General features: G+C 53.7%; 17 protein-coding genes, 1 tRNA gene and 3 pseudogenes. 8 read left to right on the top strand and 13 right to left on the bottom strand.

Going from position 1 to position 18,204, the window contains the following annotated elements; translation table 11 throughout:
• The first annotated feature begins 17 nt into the window (after positions 1 to 17).
• The gene (locus WFN75_RS00275; protein WP_046886725.1) at positions 18 to 1,802 is read left to right on the top strand and encodes a diguanylate cyclase; all 1,785 of its coding nucleotides are present in this window, start codon (positions 18 to 20) and stop codon (positions 1,800 to 1,802) included.
• A gap of 64 nt (positions 1,803 to 1,866) precedes the next feature.
• A complete protein-coding gene (locus tag WFN75_RS00270) occupies positions 1,867 to 2,103 on the top strand; it encodes a DUF1272 domain-containing protein (RefSeq protein WP_336995413.1) in 237 nt (78 codons plus the stop codon).
• A gap of 2 nt (positions 2,104 to 2,105) precedes the next feature.
• On the opposite strand, the gene WFN75_RS00265 is transcribed toward WFN75_RS00270, so the two are convergent.
• Positions 2,106 to 2,726, bottom strand: a complete 621-nt coding sequence (locus tag WFN75_RS00265; protein ID WP_336995412.1) for a LysE family translocator — start codon at positions 2,724 to 2,726, stop codon at positions 2,106 to 2,108.
• Positions 2,727 to 2,815: 89 nt separating this feature from the next.
• Positions 2,816 to 3,460, bottom strand: a complete 645-nt coding sequence (locus WFN75_RS00260) for a LysE family translocator (RefSeq protein ID WP_336995411.1) — start codon at positions 3,458 to 3,460, stop codon at positions 2,816 to 2,818.
• 74 nt (positions 3,461 to 3,534) lie between these two features.
• On the opposite strand from WFN75_RS00260, the gene WFN75_RS00255 reads away from it, so the two are divergent.
• Together WFN75_RS00255 and WFN75_RS00250 are read left to right on the top strand one after the other, a co-directional pair.
• Complete coding sequence (locus tag WFN75_RS00255) at positions 3,535 to 4,029, top strand: GNAT family N-acetyltransferase (RefSeq protein ID WP_336995410.1); 495 nt, start codon at positions 3,535 to 3,537, stop codon at positions 4,027 to 4,029.
• Between the two features lie 381 nt (positions 4,030 to 4,410).
• Positions 4,411 to 4,569: pseudogene (locus tag WFN75_RS00250) on the top strand (HNH endonuclease); the annotation flags it as partial.
• 188 nt (positions 4,570 to 4,757) lie between these two features.
• On the opposite strand, the gene WFN75_RS22605 reads toward WFN75_RS00250, so the two are convergent.
• From WFN75_RS22605 to WFN75_RS00230, 6 genes and pseudogenes are all read right to left on the bottom strand, one after another.
• Positions 4,758 to 5,108 (bottom strand): helix-turn-helix domain-containing protein, encoded by a 351-nt coding sequence (locus WFN75_RS22605; protein WP_442913303.1) that lies wholly within the window; start codon positions 5,106 to 5,108, stop codon positions 4,758 to 4,760.
• Positions 5,109 to 5,557: 449 nt separating this feature from the next.
• A complete protein-coding gene (locus WFN75_RS00245; RefSeq protein ID WP_336995409.1) occupies positions 5,558 to 5,896 on the bottom strand; it encodes a hypothetical protein in 339 nt (112 codons plus the stop codon).
• 13 nt (positions 5,897 to 5,909) lie between these two features.
• On the bottom strand, positions 5,910 to 6,305 hold the full coding sequence (locus WFN75_RS00240; protein WP_336995408.1) for a hypothetical protein: 396 nt from the start codon (positions 6,303 to 6,305) through the stop codon (positions 5,910 to 5,912).
• A 38-nt stretch (positions 6,306 to 6,343) separates the two neighbouring features.
• Entirely contained in the window at positions 6,344 to 6,802 is a 459-nt protein-coding gene (locus WFN75_RS00235) for a hypothetical protein (RefSeq protein WP_336995407.1), read from the bottom strand.
• Positions 6,799 to 6,972, bottom strand: a pseudogene (locus WFN75_RS22600) (TonB family protein); the annotation flags it as partial. The pseudogene WFN75_RS22600 and the gene WFN75_RS00235, both read right to left, overlap by 4 nt.
• Positions 6,973 to 7,308: 336 nt before the next feature.
• Positions 7,309 to 7,410: pseudogene (locus WFN75_RS00230) on the bottom strand (ubiquitin carboxyl-hydrolase); the annotation flags it as partial.
• Positions 7,411 to 7,673: 263 nt separating this feature from the next.
• Between WFN75_RS00230 and WFN75_RS00225 the strand changes: the two are divergent.
• Positions 7,674 to 8,078 (top strand): helix-turn-helix domain-containing protein, encoded by a 405-nt coding sequence (locus WFN75_RS00225; RefSeq protein ID WP_156132632.1) that lies wholly within the window; start codon positions 7,674 to 7,676, stop codon positions 8,076 to 8,078.
• A gap of 472 nt (positions 8,079 to 8,550) precedes the next feature.
• Positions 8,551 to 9,156 (top strand): YitT family protein, encoded by a 606-nt coding sequence (locus WFN75_RS00220; protein WP_336995406.1) that lies wholly within the window; start codon positions 8,551 to 8,553, stop codon positions 9,154 to 9,156.
• A gap of 479 nt (positions 9,157 to 9,635) precedes the next feature.
• On the opposite strand, the gene WFN75_RS00215 is transcribed toward WFN75_RS00220, so the two are convergent.
• Positions 9,636 to 9,711 (bottom strand) — tRNA-Thr (locus WFN75_RS00215).
• A 317-nt stretch (positions 9,712 to 10,028) separates the two neighbouring features.
• On the opposite strand from WFN75_RS00215, the gene WFN75_RS00210 reads away from it, so the two are divergent.
• On the top strand, positions 10,029 to 12,662 hold the full coding sequence (locus WFN75_RS00210) for a bifunctional diguanylate cyclase/phosphodiesterase (protein ID WP_336995405.1): 2,634 nt from the start codon (positions 10,029 to 10,031) through the stop codon (positions 12,660 to 12,662).
• Positions 12,663 to 12,702: 40 nt separating this feature from the next.
• On the opposite strand, the gene proA is transcribed toward WFN75_RS00210, so the two are convergent.
• The gene (gene proA, locus WFN75_RS00205; protein WP_263616462.1) at positions 12,703 to 13,956 is read right to left on the bottom strand and encodes a glutamate-5-semialdehyde dehydrogenase; all 1,254 of its coding nucleotides are present in this window, start codon (positions 13,954 to 13,956) and stop codon (positions 12,703 to 12,705) included.
• A gap of 11 nt (positions 13,957 to 13,967) precedes the next feature.
• On the bottom strand, positions 13,968 to 15,071 hold the full coding sequence (proB, locus tag WFN75_RS00200; protein ID WP_040077021.1) for a glutamate 5-kinase: 1,104 nt from the start codon (positions 15,069 to 15,071) through the stop codon (positions 13,968 to 13,970).
• Positions 15,072 to 15,377: 306 nt separating this feature from the next.
• Here proB and phoE point away from each other — a divergent pair, with 306 nt between their 5' ends.
• On the top strand, positions 15,378 to 16,430 hold the full coding sequence (gene phoE, locus WFN75_RS00195) for a phosphoporin PhoE (protein WP_288821311.1): 1,053 nt from the start codon (positions 15,378 to 15,380) through the stop codon (positions 16,428 to 16,430).
• A gap of 68 nt (positions 16,431 to 16,498) precedes the next feature.
• Here the strand turns inward: phoE and crl are convergent, their stop codons facing one another.
• Both crl and frsA read right to left on the bottom strand, forming a co-directional pair.
• Positions 16,499 to 16,900: a sigma factor-binding protein Crl gene (gene crl, locus WFN75_RS00190; RefSeq protein ID WP_046886717.1), complete on the bottom strand. Its 402-nt coding sequence runs from the start codon at positions 16,898 to 16,900 to the stop codon at positions 16,499 to 16,501.
• Between the two features lie 57 nt (positions 16,901 to 16,957).
• The gene (gene frsA / locus WFN75_RS00185) at positions 16,958 to 18,202 is read right to left on the bottom strand and encodes an esterase FrsA (protein ID WP_046886716.1); all 1,245 of its coding nucleotides are present in this window, start codon (positions 18,200 to 18,202) and stop codon (positions 16,958 to 16,960) included.
• Positions 18,203 to 18,204: the final 2 nt, after the last annotated feature.

Raw genomic sequence — 18,204 nt, 5'->3', positions numbered from 1 at the left:
GTAAAAGGATCCAACAGGTGCGAATCGCTACGATTACCAACTGGGCCTACGGCGCCACCGTCTGTCTGACTATCGCCTCAGGCATTGTGATGCTAATGGCTTCTCATGCTGACAACGTTGAGCGTCAGGCCGTGAAACAGCGGCAGATGTTTGATCAATTCAGCGAAGAGATCGAAACAGATGCCTGGAGGCTGTCTGACTTAGCCCGCCTGTTCGTCATCAAAAAAGATCCCTCCGCACTGGAAGCGTACCGGCAGGAGGCCCGCGAACTGAAGAACGTGGAAGTTAGGCTGACGCAGCTGAAGGATAATGGCGCCTCTATTGAAGAGCTCTCCCTGCTGCGTGACGGATTACAAATTATCGATGAGTTGCAGGACGAACAGCAGGCGGCACTGGCGGGTATGGCCAGGGGGGAAGAGCAACAGGCCGTGGACCTGCTTTATGGCTCACCTTATGAACAAGAGCTTGAACGCGCCCAGCGACAAATTGACCATTTTCGCCAGATGCTGGACAAACGGATCATCGCCGACGTTCACGCCGCCACCAACAAATCAAAAACGTTGCGCACCGCTTCGGAAGTGATGGTGGGCCTCACTGCCCTGCTCTTCTTGTTCGTGCTGGGCTTTATTCTTAAACGCCGCGTCCTGCACCCGGTGGTGCGCCTGAGCGACGTGGTGCACCGGCTGGCTTCACAGGATTACGCCGTTGAAACGCCGAACTTCAATCAGATCGATGAAATTGGCGATATGGCGCAGGCCATCCGTATCTTCCGTGAAAACGGCCTGGCCCGACAGCGGCTGGAAAAAGAGCGCGATGCCGACTGGGCCATCCGCGAACTGCTGGCACGGATGACGCAGCGCCTGCAGGGATGCGAGAACTTTGCGGATGTCATTAACGTGGCGAAGCTGTTTGCCCCCAATATCGCGCCTGGCGTTTCCGGGCGCTTATATATTCTCGATCGCGAACTCTGGGAGATGCGCTGCGCCGCGGAATGGCTGGCACCAGAGGGGGACAAAACGGCGTTCCATCCGGATGCATGCTGGGCGGTACGGCGCGGGCAGAGCCACCCTCCGAGGAGCGGTGAGCCGGATATCACCTGCTATCACTTGCCAGCATCCTGCGCACATCAATCCTTATGCGTGCCCCTTATCGCCCAGGGAGAAGCCATTGGGCTGCTCTCTTTCCAGAACCTTACCCCTGAAAACGCTCCGTCGCGTGCTTATCTGGAGTTAATGGCAGAGGCGCTGGGCCTGGCGCTGGCTAACCAGAGATTGCGCGATGCCTTGCTGGAAAAAGCCCTGTTCGATCCGCTGACCGGCCTGCGCAACCGCCATCATCTGGAAGATACCCTGCGAACCCAAATGGCGCAGGCCGTACGTAATAAGGAGCCGGTGAGCTGTCTGATGATCGACATCGATCACTTCAAGAGCATTAATGACCGTTTTGGTCACGAGGCGGGCGATCTGGTCATTAAAAGCGTGGCGACGATTGTGCAGCGCGCCGTGCATGAATCCGGCCTTGCTTTCCGCTATGGCGGCGAGGAGTTTCTGGCGCTGCTCGCCGGGGCAGATGAAGCTGCCGCCCACGCCTGCGCAACGGAAATTTATGACGGGGTACGGGGATTGTCGCTGCGCTATGGCCTGGCTGAACTCGGCCCGGTTGATGTCTCTATCGGCATCGCCAGCTACCCGGAACATGCTCAGAGCGATACCCTGCTGCGCGCGGCCGACGTAGCGCTATACCGCGCGAAGGAGCTGGGCCGTTCGCGGATTGTTAGTTTCGGCATGCTGGAGGCGGGTTAACGACCCGCGCTAAAAAAGTCAGGGCCGATAACGCTGTCCGTTTTTTCGCTTACAGGAGCACACAATGCTGGAATTACGTCCCAACTGTGAATGGTGCGATGACGATTTGCCGCCTGAATCAACGGCGGCAAGAATCTGCTCTTTTGAATGCACCTATTGCGCAGAGTGCGCTGAACACGCGCTGGACCATCGCTGCCCAAATTGCGGAGGCGAACTGGTGAGACGGCCGATTCGCCCGGCCAACAAACTTGAGAAATTCCCCGCTTCTCTTACCCGGGTGCATGCGAAGCGGCCAGCGTAATGCTAGCGCTTACTGATGGCCAGTTTGGCGGCAAACAGCAAAAAGACGCAGCCCGTTGTGCGATCCATCCATTTCACCACGGCGGGCTTTTTTAGCACTCCGGCGGCGTAGCGCGTCGCCACAATCAAGGTCAGCGACCAGAGGGTGCCAATCAGCACGTGGATACCCACCAACAAAAACGTCCAGAGCAGCGGCGAGTGACCGTTCGGGATAAATTGCGGTAAAAACGAGACGTAAAATACGCCCATTTTTGGGTTAAGCACGTTGCCCAGCATCCCGCGTACAAACCAGTTACCCGATGCATGGGTTGCAGCCTGATTAAGGGTAAATTGCTGACGCGGGCGCAGTAAGAGTTGAATGCCTAACCAGCAAAGGTAGGCTGCCCCAAACCATTTCAGTAGCGTATAGGCGAATTCAGACACTGCCAGCAGCGCCCCCAGCCCAAAAGCCACCATTGCTCCCCATATAAAACAGCCCACATCTATCCCCAGTGCTGCATGGAAGGCTTTTTTGCCACCTTCCGCAGTGGCGGTGCGCAGGATCAAGGCGGTATCAAGGCCGGGAGTCAGTGTCAGTAGCGTGGCAGCGAGAGTAAAGGCCAGCAGGGCATCGGTAACGGTCATTCAAGAGCTCCGAAAACGCAGAGGTTAACGTTAAGCCGTCGAAGGGGCAATCCTGAATATTGAGGGGATGCCCTTTCTGAATCGTTCGATTATCGACGGGTCAGCGCCAGACGAATACCCAGGGTGATAAAGGTCGCGCCAACAACGCGATCCAACAGCGTTTGCAGCGTTTTATTTTGCGATACCGCTCCTGCGGCGCTGCCCGCCAGAACGGCAAAAGTCACGTCGGTGAGAAACGCAATGAGCGCATAAACCAGCCCCAGCAGCAGGAATGAGACCGCCTGATGCTCGCCGCCCGGGGAGACAAATTGCGGGAAGAAGGAGATGAAAAACAGCAGTACCTTCGGATTGGTGAGGGTAGTAATAAAGCCTTTCGACAGTAAACTGTAAGGGTGCAGTAGCGGCTTAATGGTCGGCCGCGCTGTATCCTTGGCCTTCTTCTTGCTTAGCGTGCCCAGAATCATCTTGCTGCCCAGATACATCAGATAGGCTGCACCTAAATATTTAATCACGGTGAACATCAGCGGAGAGGCGGCGATTAACGCGGTGAGACCTACCGCGCTGGCAACCGCATGGGTACAACTTCCTAACGCCACTCCCGCCGCAGAGATCACCCCGGCCCGGCGCCCATTGGCCACGCTCTGCCCGACAACGTAGGCGATATCTGGCCCCGGCGTGATGGAAAGAAGAAGAACAGACAGAGCAAACAGTCCAAAATGCGTGATATCCAGCATGGCGACCTCCTGAGAATCGGCTAACTACGGTACCATTATCAGGGGGGTGACATCCATTACCCACTCGAATATAAATGCAATTTATCGGCATAAATAACAATAAAGAGTTCGCGAACATGATCACGATTGAAGAATCCGACCCACGCAGTGCTGATTCGCAGCGACTTATTGAATATCTATCGGCTGAGTTATCCCACATTACGGGCTCCAGCGGGGAAAGCAATTTCAAGCTGGACGATGTCATGGTGCCGGGGGCACGGTGGGTTATCGCCAGAGATGCCAGCCAAACGCCAGTCGGCTGCGGCGCGTTTCGTCCGGTGTCGGCTACCACTGCCGAACTAAAAAGAATGTTTTCGAGCAGAACACAACCCGGTATTGGCACAGCCATTCTGACCTGGCTGGAGCAGGCCGCGCGCGAGCTCGGGTATCAGGAGCTCTGTTTAGAAACCCGTGTCGTAAATACCCGGGCGGTAGATTTTTACTTAAATCAGGGATATCAAAAGATTCCCAATTACGGGGTGTATGTGGGGCGCGATGATGCGGTCTGTTTTGCTAAGCGGATTGGTTGAAAGGGGGATGGTGCGATAATAGGAGTCGAACCTACGACCTTCGCATTACGAATCCGAATAATTGCCTTTTAGCACAGTCACTTACCTCATTATTTCGCGCTCACACCTCCTATAATGTGTAAAGTTGGAAAGCCATATAAACTCTCTTAAATCCTTTCTCGTCTCAGTTACGTCTCACCTACGTCCCACACGAAACGCCGCCTTGTGCTGGCTCTCTTCGCCGTCAGTGGCGCAAGCAGAAAGCAACGCTATAGCGCATCCTGATCATTACGCCTCAATCAGGGTGACAAAATAGGCAATATCTCCGAGGGATGCTCGCCGGAATGGCGAAAGCTACGCTATCAGGCGTTGTAACTATACGGCGGGCGATGTGGGGCGTGTGGTGTGACGGCTCAACATGGGTTCGTGATGCACGTTGACCACATCAAGCCACGCTCGAAATTTCCGCATCTGGCGCTTGAGATTATTAACTTGCAGGTTCTTTGTGAGGATTGTAATAAGGCGAAATCTAACACTGAAAATATTAAGTGGCGGCAATAGCGACAAAATAGCTCAGGTTGATAATTTTCTTCCCCTCACCTTATTAAAATACGCCTCGATTTAAAGCGTTGAGGCTGTTTGATACTGATTAAATCCGCCTTGATAGACAAAGCGGATTCTAAGGATTTTATATGTCTCCTCGTTTCGCCTGGTATTCTGTGTTTGCTATTGGTTTTATTTTTTGGGCTTTAGTGTGTTACTTCATTTTCTTTTAACATACTTAACCAGCCTTTGGAACTAAGGTCTATTTGAGCGCCAGTCATTAACCTGGTCTTTATTGTCTCAAAAAGTTCAGGATATGCTTTGATTGTTCGTCTAAATTGCGTCGGCGTACAGTTAAAGTATTTCCTGAACATCCTTGTTAGTATTTGCTGTGTTGGGAATCCATAGTCACACGCGATATGTGTTATTTTGTAAGTTGAACTAGCCAACTCCTCTGTAACCTTAACTAACCTCATTGCTCGTATATAGTGGGATAATGTACACCCCGTAAATCCTCTAAAAACCCTCTGAAAATGCCAGGATGAATAACCACTCATCTTAGCCACTTCCTCAGCCTTTATATTTTCTTGTATATTCTTACCAATCCATTTTATAACGTCGCTAACGACGCACTCCCTCACATTGCATCTGTGATCGTTCATATTGCCCTCTGTTGCGTTGAGGGCAATATTTATAAAAGATCTCTATGTTAGTGACAATAGTAGCAGCAATGATACTTATTTATGATTTATTAGCAAAGCTAATACATTACGCACAATAATAGTGCAACGCTTACGTACTGTGTGCCTCCTCGCCGCTTGTGTCGGCTATAGCTAGAGCCGTCAGCTAGCGTAAGCGTTCCTGCTGGCATCTTGTGACCTGTTAATGGGTTAGTTGTTTTTAGCGAGAAAGTCACTGAGATCGGCGCTGATGGGGAATTCAGGCCACAAAAAAACCCGCCGAGGCGGGTTGCTGTTGTTGGCTTGCGGCCTTGATCGGGCGCGTATCAGCCTTTTTTATTATCGCTAAGGTTGATTAGCGGGTATTCCCAAACCTGAGCGATTGCGTTGATCTCCCGGTAAAGGGCGGTAGTATCGCCCTTGCAGTTGAAGTAATTCACAAAGTGAACAAACGGGCGTTTCTCGTCAGTGTAAGGATGTGCGCTGGCGCTGTTTGAAATGAAAGTCCATTCACCTATGGCGTGCTGATAAAGCGCTACAGGCACGCAAAGCGGGTCTAAGCCGTTCCGCTCGTTTTCTGTCCATGCGACCACTTTGTAAACGTGTAGCCCGTTATCGACCGACACGGAAAAGTATTGCCCCGCCTCTGCTGTGATGATGCTCATTTTTTACCTCGACTTAAGCTCGCGGAATTACCCGGAGTGGTGCGGCTACGTGCGGGCCGTCGTTCTCACATCCTGGCTGGCTCTGATCAATGACCAGGTTGCCCTCTACGCGAAAACCTATTTCACCGACGATGAAAGCATGATTAAGCTGAGTAACAACAGCGTCGGTAAGCGCTACGGCGCATTTGTCATTCTCAATAGCGCGATCTGTTGCGGTCTTAACGTTAGGAATCCCAAACGGGAACAACACTACTGGGTAAGTATCCTCGCCTTTCACGCGAGCACCTTTAACAAAGCGGTTTGAGTTCAGGTTATAGTTTTTTGTGCTTGCTACGGTCAGGTCTGCCACTCGAACCGTACATCCTGACAACATGACCGCGCCGAGCGCCAATGCGACTAATTTTTTCACTACTACCCTCTCTTTTGGTTTTACTTACAGCGGTGTATTCACTTTCGATAAGCCGACGCGAACCCCTCGAGCGAGAATTTCACAATGTCCGGCCCGTGGTCTGTGATGAATCTGACCTCAAGTGAACCCCCATCAAGCATGAAATCTCTGAGGTGAATCCCTCGCGGCGGGGAGAGATTGGCGCTGTGCTTCTCCCTCATAACTTTCCATTCGGAGGAAAAGAGAAACAGCTCTTTGTCGGACGCCTTACCGGCTCTCACATCTACGGTGTTGTTTGCGATCTGCCTGTCGAAAATGATTAGCGCGTCAGAAATAGTGATCGCATCAGATTTCGGGTTGGAACAACGAACAACATAGGCCGCTGCATCGTCAGTTGAGCGAGCCTGAATCTCCCCGCTTGAGACGTTTGATGATTTCCCACCGGGCGAGACATACCACGGCTCAGATAGAGCCGGGGTTGATACCGTTATTAAGAAAGCTAAAGCGATTTTTTTCATGGTTTGTCAAAGACGATATGAGCTGACGCATTCTTGATAGGCGCATTCGGCTTGAATCGCCACCGATAAATAGACGTCTTAACCTGGGTGTCAAAAATGAATTTCGCAGAGCTAGAGACAATGCGTACGTTTTCCGCTTTCCCAGAGTTATTCACGTCATACAGAGCGGTAACCTCACCCTTAACATCTAATACTCATGCTCGCTTTGAGTAGCTAACTGAGTGCTCGTTAGGGGTTATGTTGGCTTGTGCACAGCCAGCCAGTAAACATACAGCTAACAACCCTGAAAGGCGTTTCACTCTCTAATTTCCTCACCTTAATATGTTGGTGAGATCTTACCAGGCTGGATTAATTAAAGGTTTCAAAACAAGCGAATTGGGTTTAAGGATTCAGCTCAATAACCAAGCGGCTGCTTGTAATATTGATCGTAAATTAGGATTTCGATGTACATGCAAACCTGAGAGACGTTCCCCGGAATAATAATCGAACCCTCGATACCCTCATAAGACACTCCGTACGCTCTCACCGTTAGCGATGAGGCTACAAATGTCCTCCGCTACCTCCGGCAAGTAGTCAGAGGGGCGACCTACTTTCTTTTCGGTCGTCATTTGGAATTTTCTCTGTGTAGTTTTGTATCTCTGCGGGGATCGACGTAACCGCCGACGGTGGGAACTTACATAAAACCCGGTTTGAGGTTCTTTTCAGAGCATCAAGCGTAATTTTATAAACTCACTTCACCTACCATCGCGCGAGCTGGCAACACGGCAGTATTCGAGAAAGTTTCAATTCGAGCGGTTTGAGGCGGGGGCTGTTTGCTGCGCTCGGCAAGGCTGCTACCCTGTTTTGCCCGTCCGGCTAACAGTTAATAACCATGACTCAAGAATTTTATATCCCTACCGTCAAGCCAAAGCCTGTGCGCCCATTTAGCGAGGTTCATGATGAGCTTATGGAGACAAACCCCGAATATCGCGCGGCGTGGCTCGCTGAGCACCGAAAAGGCGACAACCTCGGCTATCTGCATCACGAGTATATGAATGATTCTGTTTTCAACGTCGCTTTCGAGTGTAAAAACCAATATCGCAAAGAGTGTCTTATCAAACAGCTAGAGGAGTGGCGTAACGTTGCTGGCGTATCTACGGCGGTAATATCGTCCCGGATGGGGATTGATATAAAATCAGTTCGTCGAATAGAGAAAAACCCTCTCAATGTAACGACTAACACCATCGCACGTTACGCCCACGCTTGCGGGGTAAAGGTAAGTATCGAGATGATATAGAGCCACTTAGCAATGGCTCGAATTGATACTTATTGCACGCTGTATCGCTTCTAATAACGCTCTCACTAACTCATCGGAATAGAAAAATGAGAGCATTAATCGCAGTGGCTGTAATGGCTGTTTCTGTCGGCGCGTTCGCCCGTGGTCATAGGGGGCATTCTCACTCACACTACAGCTACCACGCCCCGGCACATCACAGCGCCCCAACCTATCACCCGCCAGTGCATCACAAGATAGCGCATCATGTAGCTCGAACAGCGGCGACCACTGCAACACGAAACGTTGTTAACAAGGCTATGAAGCCATCGAGAAACACTCCAGCGCCGATGTATAACAACTACTCTCGCTCGGTTCCTATGTCTCAACCATTCCCGCCCGTACCCGCTACGCTCGTTCAGTGTAAAGCGTTTGCTAAAGGCAGCCGGGATCAGTTTCAACGTTGTGAAACTGCAAACGGTCGAGGGCTGGCGCAATGACAACAGCCGCAGATTTCCCGCCACACAGCACCTTCGATAACATCGCTGGATTCATCACCGGGATTACCTTATCTGCGATGGGAATTGCCACGCTTGGTAGCTCAGGGTTAATCACAGGTGGGGCGGCAGGGATGGCGCTGTTACTTTCTTACGTTGTTCCCTACAGCCCGGCTCAGCTCGTGCCGATGATCAACCTCCCTTTCATCCTGTTTAGCGTCTTTACGATGGGGAGAGCCTTTGCAGGTAAAACGCTGGTCGTTTCGCTTGTGCTCGGCTATGCCGTCCACGCTTGCGGCCTAATGCTATTACCGCACGTTAACCCGATCACTGGCGGTATCGCGGGAGCTGTGCTCTTGGGTATGGGGGTACTCGCCTTTGCGAGACACTCGGCCTCAATCGGCGGAACCGGGATCGTGTGCCTTTGGCTTTACAAGGTTAAGCGCTGGAATGCTGGTCGGTGTCAGATGGTGTTTGATCTGGCTCTGTTTACCGTGGCTGCTTTCGTGCAACCGTGGCACACGCTGTTAATCAGCCTCTTTAGCACGGCGATCATGAATTCAATGTTGATGCTCTGGCATCGCGAGGGGCGCTACAGAGGTTAACTCAAGCCGCCTACGGGCGGTTTTTCATTTGGTCACTGGGTCAGCCTTCACCCTCTCCGCGTCAATCTTCCTGATCCCCGCCTTATCCAGGTTGCACTGTCCAATAGTTGAGAACGCCTTAACGTTTAGCGTTAGGCTGTCGCCCCACATCATCGGATCTGGTATCGCCGGGTAAGGCGTATCAGCCTCTCACTCAGCGGGGAGCGGAACGGCTGGAGGTTGCACGTAAACTACTCGCGTAGTCGCACAAGCGCTTAACAGAAAGGCTGTCCACATCAGGATTTGCGCATAAATCGGGCGAAAATCGCCCTCGGATGTAAACAACGCTCGATAGGGTGCAACGTTATGCGCACTTATCGACAAGGCATTTACAGGAATAGGCGAGCCAAAATTGATTCGATTTTTGGGGGGTTACGTCCAAAATACTTCTCCCCTCTAAATGGAGGAGCAATAAAAATAGAGTAACTTACTGAGTTTGTTGGTGCCGATAATAGGAGTCGAACCTACGACCTTCGCATTACGAATGCGCTGCTCTACCAACTGAGCTATATCGGCTTTTCAGGCCTGCCACGAACGTGACAACGGTTTGCAAGGTTAAGAAAAAGCGCTTTCCCCGTCAACACCTTCGCCTTCCAGTTGATGTTTTTTGCATCAAGCCCTGAATAATCAGCACAAAATGTATGGGTAACCCTAACTAAAACGCAGTCCCTCCTGCCTTCACATTTATCATTAAAAGACCCGCTCGCGGCCACTCCCTCCCCTCTTTCCTTTCGAAATCAGCTATCTTCAATTTTATCTCTCTACAATAAAGCCCCGTGAGCGCAGGTCGATACTTCCCAGACCGCTGCAATAAAATCGGGAGTGGGTATCGGATGCAGAAACTTTTTGTCAATGATGAGACGACCGGGCCGGTTCTGGAGCATAAAAGTACGGCCTCCTTTATCAAACGCGCCCTGATGCTCATGGTGTCACTGCTATCGGCCCTGTTTGTCATCGCCATCATTGTGCTGCTGATTATCGTGCACAATATCAACCAGGAAACCGATAAACATAGCGCCCTGCTGCTGGAAAAAGCGATCCATAACCGCATTGATATCCTAACCACCCATATCAAAGACTATGCCTGGTGGGGCGAGGCCTATCAGCACCTTCACCCCTACGTGGACGTTGAATGGGCTTATACCCGGCAAAATATGGGCGCCACGCTCTGGCGTGATTTTGAGTACGAGGGGATATTCGTACTCGATGGTGCCGGCCAGACACGCTATAGCGTGATCGACGGCGCGCTGGTCACGCGGCCTCTGCAAGCGTGGCTGGGGGATAACCCTGTTCCGGAGCTATTGCATAAAATCGACAGGCCGGACGGGGAACCGCTGGCCAGCACCATCGTCATGAAAGCTGGACATCCCGCCCTGGTGTCAGCGGCGCGCATTACCCCTGGCGATGACTCACGCATAACACGTATTCCCGGCCCGGCGCCTGTACTGGTGTTTGTGGACGTGCTGGATGACAAAAAGTTGATGGCGATGGGGGAAGAGTACGGCATCGCCCAGGCCCGCGTGCAACGTAGCAATGCGCCGGCGTTAGCGGGGCGTCGCGGCGTTGCCACCCTGCCTATCGACGGGCAGCAGATCGCTTTTGAGTGGAAAAGTGAAAACCCCGGTCGGGAACTGATGCGCTATATCCTGCCGCTGCTGATTTTACTGGCGCTCTGTACCGGCTTTGCCGGGGTGATTCTGGGGCGCAACGCGCTAAAAAAAGCCCGGATGTTTGATGAAAACACCTTCCTGCTGACCCAAAGTCGTCTTGCCCTCACCGCCAGCGAAAGGCGCTTTCGCGACGTGGCCGAGGCCACCACGGACTGGATCTGGGAAACGGACCCCGACCTGCGTTTTACGTGGCTTTCGGACCGCTTTCCCGGCATTACCGGGCACAGCATATCGGCATGGATTGGCCGTCCGGTGACTGAATTTTTAGAGGCTGAGGGTCAACCGCTGGCGGAGTGGATCACCCTGCCGGGCCAGACGGGCCATCGCCGGCTGCTTCACTGCCGCTATCTTTCGGCAATGGGCCACCAGCGCTATTGTCATATCGCCCTGAAGCCTGTTATCACGCCGGAGGGGATTACCGGCTACCGGGGCACCGCCACGGACGTCACGCTCGAAGTTGAAGCCCAGGCGCGCGTACAGTATCTCTCGCGCCATGACGAACTGACCGGCCTGCCTAACCGGGTAAGAATGCGCGAGTTTCTGGAGGGTAAGCTGCAAGCGCAGCCTACGCAGGCGCATCCGCTGGCAATGATCAGCCTCGATCTGGATAAGTTCAAGCCGGTGAATGATCTGTTCGGTCACGGTGCTGGCGATACCGTGCTGCATGAGGTCTCGGCCCGTCTACGCCACTGCGTGCGCGACTACGATCTGGTGGCACGCCAGGGGGGAGACGAATTTATCCTGATTATCTCTGACATTCTCGATCGTCAGGATATCGAACATCTGTGTGAACGTATTCTCGCCGAGCTGGCGCGGCCATTCTTTATCAACGGCAATGAGATATTTATCGGCGCCAGTATCGGGATTGCGATGGCCCCGCAGGATGCCGTCGACGCGGGCGAACTGCTGCGCTTCTCAGACATCGCGCTTTATAAAGCCAAAAGCAGCGGGCGCAACAAATGGCTCTTTTACACTGCGGAAATGGCCGAGCAGATGGTGCAACGCCGCGAGATGGAAAACGGCCTGCGCGAGGCCATCAAGAAAGAGCAGTTCCGCCTGGTGTATCAGCCGCGCTATGGACACAACTCATCGCGGATTATCGCCGTGGAGGCCCTTATTCGCTGGGAACATCCTGAGCTTGGCCTGCTCATGCCCGATCAGTTTATCTCGCTGGCAGAAGAGACCGGCCTTATCGTTGCGCTCAGCGACTGGGTACTTAAGACCGCCTGTCACGATGCGCAGCAATCTCTGAATGGCCTCTCGGTGTCGGTCAACATCTCCGCCGTGGAGTTCCAGTCCTGGAGCCTGGTAGAGCGCATCCGTGACGCATTAACCCTCTCCGGGCTCGACCCGGCGCGGCTGGAGATTGAGATCACTGAAAACGCCACGCTATGGAACCCGGAAAATAGCCTTGAGCTGATGCTGGCGCTTAAGAAGCTGGGGGTGAAATTGCTGATGGACGATTTTGGCACCGGCTACTCCTCCCTCAGCTATCTGCGCAACTTCCCGTTCGATGGGATCAAGCTCGATAAGTCCTTTATCTCCGGCATGCCGGAGAGCGACAGTGCCAACACCATAGTTGAAAATATTATCGGCCTCGGCAAAGCTTTTTCGCTGAGCATCACGGCGGAGGGGGTTGAGACGGAAGGACAGCTGCAAAAACTGATGATGATGGAGTGCGATGAAACCCAGGGGTACTTGATTGGGCGGCCGCTCAGTCTGGCAGCGCTGCAGGAGCAGATGGCCGCGCTCGACTCGGCGGCGCAAGAGCGCACAGGGCAGCGGCTGGAAGAGTAACGCGGGCGGCCCTACAAGCCACCCGCGTGCATCAGCGTCGTTAGCGACGCACCGTGTCGTCGCCGAAGCCGACCCACTTGTAGGTAGTTAAGGCTTCAAGCCCCATTGGGCCACGCGCATGCAGCTTCTGGGTGCTTACTGCCACTTCCGCGCCCAGGCCAAACTGGCCGCCGTCGGTGAAGCGGGTAGAGGCATTGACGTACACCGCCGATGAGTCCACTTCATTGATAAAGCGGTCGGCGTGGCGCAGCGTGCGGGTCAGGATAGCATCAGAGTGCTGCGTGCCATGTTCACGGATGTGCGCAATGGCCTCATCCAGATCGGCCACCAGTTTGACGTTCAGATCCAGTGACAGGTATTCGTCGTCATACTGTTCCGCTTTCACCGCCTCAACCTTCGCCGGGCCGTTTTGCAGCAGTGCCAGCGCATCCGGTTCTGCATGGAGGGTGACGCCGCTTTCCGCCATCTGCTTACTCAGCGCCGGCAGGAAGGCGCTGGCGATGCTCCGGTGTACCAGCAGCGTTTCAACGGTGTTACAGGTGCTGGGACGCTGGGTTTTAGCGTTAACGATGATCTTCAGCGCCGGGTCGATCTCGGCGCTCTCATCGACCAGGATGTGACACACCCCGATCCCTCCGGTGATCACCGGGATCGTTGACTGCTCGCGGCACAGTTTGTGCAGGCCAGCGCCACCGCGCGGGATCAACATGTCGATGTACTTATCCATGCGCAGCATTTCGGTTACCAGCGCGCGATCCGGACTTTCGATCGCCTGTACAGCACCGGCTGGCAGGCCGCACTCTTCCAGCGCTTGCTGAATCACTTTCACGGTCGCGGCGTTGGTACGCCAGGTCTCTTTCCCGCCGCGCAGGATCGCGGCGTTGCCGGTTTTCAGGCACAGGGAGGCTACATCCACCGTCACGTTCGGGCGGGCTTCATAAATCACGCCGATTACGCCCAGCGGTACGCGGCGACGTTCAATGCGCAGGCCGCTGTCCAGCAGACCGCCGTCAATAATTTGTCCAACCGGGTCGGCCAGATTGCAGACCTGACGCACATCGTCGGCGATGCTTTTCAGACGCGCCGGATTCAGGGCCAGGCGGTCGAGCATCGCCTCGCTCAGACCATTGCGACGGGCTTCCAGCAGATCCTGTTCGTTGGCGAGCAGAATCTCAGCGGACTGTGCTTCCAGATAATCAGCGATTTTTTCCAGCACGCGGTTTTTCTCGCGGCTGGAGAGGAGCGCCAGCTTGTACGAGGCGGCTTTGGCGGCGGCGCCCATTTGTTCCAACATTTTCTGGCTCCTTAGCGAATGATCATATCGTCACGATGAACAGCAACCGGGCCATATTCATACCCGAGAATCGCGTCAATCTGCTGGGAGTGATGGCCTGCGATACGGCGCAGCGCATCGCTGTTATAGCGAGAAACGCCGTGGGCAATATCGCGCCCTTCCTGATTGCAGATGCGGATCACTTCACCACGGGAGAAGTTACCTGTCACGTTTTTAATGCCTTTTGGAAGCAATGAGCTCCCACGTTCCAGAATTGCCGCGGTCGCGCCTTCGTCCACGGTGAGCTGCCCCGCCGGGGGGGCACCGAAGATCCAGCGTTTACGGTTCTCCAGCGGCGTCGCTTCGGCATGGAAACGCGTGCCGACAGAGATACCCTCCATCACATCGCCAATCACGCCAGGACGGCTGCCCGCCGCAATAATGGTATCGATACCCGCGCGGCAAGCCACGTCCGCAGCCTGCAGTTTTGTGCCCATGCCGCCCGTCCCCAGGCCCGAAACACTGTCGCCGGCAATCGCGCGCAGCGCATCGTCGATCCCTTTCACATCGGTGATCAGTTCAGCCTGTGGGTTGGTACGCGGATCGGCGGTGAACAGCCCTTGCTGGTCGGTCAGCAGCAGCAGTTTATCGGCTCCCGCCAGAATAGCCGCCAGTGCAGAGAGGTTATCGTTATCGCCGACTTTGATTTCGGCGGTGGCCACCGCATCGTTTTCGTTGATGACCGGCACAATGTTGTTATCCAGAAGCGCGCGCAGGGTATCCCGCGCGTTCAGGAAACGCTCGCGGTCTTCCATGTCTGCGCGGGTCAGCAACATCTGGCCTACGTGAATGCCGTAAATGGAGAAGAGCTGCTCCCAAAGCTGAATCAGACGGCTTTGGCCCACGGCGGCGAGCAGCTGCTTGGAGGCAATCGTTGCGGGGAGTTCAGGGTAGCCCAGATGTTCGCGCCCGGCGGCAATCGCGCCGGAGGTAACAATAACAATGCGATGCCCTGCGGCATGCAGCTGCGCGCACTGGCGCACCAGCTCAACGATATGGGCGCGATTAAGGCGGCGCGATCCGCCTGTTAATACACTGGTACCGAGTTTTACGACCAGCGTCTGGCTATCACTCATGATTCTCTGCCGTTCAACAATAAGGGAAAATGATGTTAATCAGACGTTTTAGCAGGACTGAGCCGCGTTGCCAACAGGCTTTGCGCAGAGGGGAACACTTTATTGCGCGGGATCAGGAAGCGTAGCGGCAGATTTTTACATTTTTATTACTGAAATAATAAATCAGCGCTTTTTGAAATTATTTTGAAATTGTCATAAAACGTTCACCCGCGGACGTTAAAACCCTTCCTGTTTTTCACGGGGTAATAAGTCGATTCTTATTGCTCAGCGAATATTAGCGCGTTTACAAAACACTCAGGATTGAAAATGAAAAAGAGTACTCTGGCATTAGTGGTAATGAGCGTTGTTGCTTCCGCATCTGTTCACGCAGCAGAAGTTTTTAATAAAAACGGAAATAAACTGGATGTGTACGGTAAAGTAAAAGCCATGCACTACCTCAGTGATGACGACGCCAAAGATGGTGACCAGACCTACGTCCGTTTCGGCTTTAAAGGCGAAACTCAAATTAACGATCAGCTGACCGGTTACGGTCGCTGGGAAGCAGAATTCTCTGGCAACAAAGCCGAGAGCGACGCTACGCAAAAGACCCGTCTGGCCTTCGCCGGTCTTAAAATTAAAGATATTGGTTCTTTCGACTATGGCCGTAACCTGGGCGCACTGTACGACGTCGAAGCCTGGACCGATATGTTCCCTGAATTCGGCGGCGACTCCTCTGGTCAGACCGATAACTTCATGACCAAACGCTCCAGCGGCCTGGCGACGTATCGCAACACCGACTTCTTCGGTGCGGTAGACGGCCTGGACCTGACTCTGCAATATCAGGGTAAAAACGAAGATCGCGACGCCAAGAAACAGAACGGCGACGGCTTCGGTACCTCTTTAAGCTATGACTTCGGCGGCAGCGCGTTTGCGGTGAGCGGCGCGTATACCAACTCCGATCGTACTAACGATCAGAACTTGCTGGCACGTGGTAACGGCGACAAAGCCGAAGCCTGGGGTACCGGTCTGAAATATGACGCTAACGATATCTACCTGGCGGCTATGTATACCGAAACCCGCAATATGACCCCTATTTCCGGTGGCTTTGCGAATAAAGCACAGAACTTTGAAGTAGTGGCACAATATCAATTTGACTTTGGTCTGCGCCCATCCCTGGGTTATGTCCAGTCTAAAGGCAAAAATATTGAAGGGATCGGCAGCGAAGATCTCGTGAAATATATCGATGTGGGCGCGACCTATTATTTCAACAAAAACATGTCCGCGTTTGTTGATTATAAAATCAACCAGATCGACGACGATAATGCGCTGGGCGTGAGCAGCGACGACATCGTTGCCGTGGGTATGACCTATCAGTTCTAATTCAGACTAAAAAAAAGCCCGGCTGCCAGAGCGCCGGGCTTTTTTATTTTGTATGGGTGACCCCGCAATCAGGCGGTAAGTTTCACCGGTTGATTGGTGAAATCATCGGCAGGTTCCAGTTTCAGTTCAAAACTTGCCAGCAGAGTGCGTGCTTTTTCATGGAATTCACGCAGGGTGTGTTCCAGACGCTGCACCACCTCGGGATCTTTAATGGCGACCGCCTGCCAGTGCCCATCTTTATCAAACAGACCAAACTGGTAGCTGTAAGTAAATCGGCTCTCTTCTGCTTCCATCTCCATCCACCAGCCCCAGAATTCGCGCTTTTCCGGCGCGGGCTTAACATTGACGCAAACTGCCAGGCAATCGAAAAAAAAGCGTGCCCCTTCGCACTGCTCTTCCCGGATATACGGGCCAAGAGCCATGAACTTTTTGATCATTCTACTTTTCGGATGTCCACTCGGTAACGTCATTGCGATCTCCTTTTGTGAAGCCACTGTTTTACCAAACCACAAAAAATTAGCAATCAATCAACACAATCTCTGATGGATCCAACGCGAGATTTGCTGCAGTGCTTTGTCAAAATTCTGGTAAACCGGGCTAAACGGCACCTCCAGCAGCTTGCCATCGACAGATGACGAGGTGATTAAACGTGACTCCTCTTCCGGGCTGAATGGATCGTTCTTCCAGTAGCCCGAGAGCATCGGCGTTGGGCAGCGTCGCCCCAGCAAGCCCTGCGTTTTTAACGAATAACGGTTGAGCTCGATGCGCAGCGCCTCGTCGGAGGCTTGCTGCATGCCCAGGCGGCTGGCGAGCACGTCCAGATACATCTCTGGCACGCCCCCCTGCCGGGCGGGTTCACTAAGCAGGGCGTGGACGACCGGACCGAGACAGGCCACCGCCTTCAGGCGCGACGACTCCAGATAGGCCAGACGCACCGCCACGTTCGCACCAAAACGGAAACCAAATGCCGCGACGCGGGTATGATCGACCCAGGGATTTTTTTCCAGCGATCTCAGGGCGTGCTGATGGAGCAAGCTAGAATCCTGGGTCAGCTTCCATTTCGAAGAGAAGCCAATAGAGGGCATATCCAGGGTGAGCATCGCGACGCCCTGCGGGGCGAAATAGCGTTCATAAAGGCTGTAATAATCGGTCTGCAGAGAATCGAGGCCGCCGCACATCATTACCGTCGGGAAGGGACCCTCGCCTGCGGGCATATGCAGGAACCCGGTCACGGAGGGGCCGCCGGGAATGGTGAATTCGATTTCACGTATCCGCCCAGGCAGATGCTGCGCGGCCTCCTGATAGGCGCGATTCGCCAGCGCCTGCGCCTGCTCTGCCAGCTCATCGCCCTTCAGATGCGGATACGCCGCGATACTGTAAAGGTCGGCGGCGTGCAGCCAGTGCTGGCCGCTGAGGGCCGGGTCTGGCTCCTGCGTGGCTTTCTGCTGCCAGAGCATCGCCTGTTTTGCCCACTCATAGATCCAGTTGCCGCCACGATATCCCACCACCGTGTCGTACAGTTCCGGATCGGTACGCTCGGCATCACTCATCACAATGCGCGCCTGCACCTCCAGAATTTCACGCGGATCGATCCCGCGCCAAATCCACATCAGGCGGTTAATCATGCGATACCAGTGAGGAATATTTTTGCCATCCAGCGCGGACTGCACCTGCTGCTCTGTGCCACTGTTGAAGCGGCGAACCAGGGTCGAGGTTTCCGGATGTTTGAATTTGGGTTTGAAGAGAATTTCGCTGAGATTCGCCTGGGTCATTT

Origin of the sequence: Leclercia sp. UBA7405 (genome assembly GCF_037152215.1) — a bacterium.
GTDB lineage: Bacteria > Pseudomonadota > Gammaproteobacteria > Enterobacterales > Enterobacteriaceae > Enterobacter > Enterobacter pneumoniae.
This window is presented reverse-complemented; position numbering and strand designations above follow the sequence as displayed.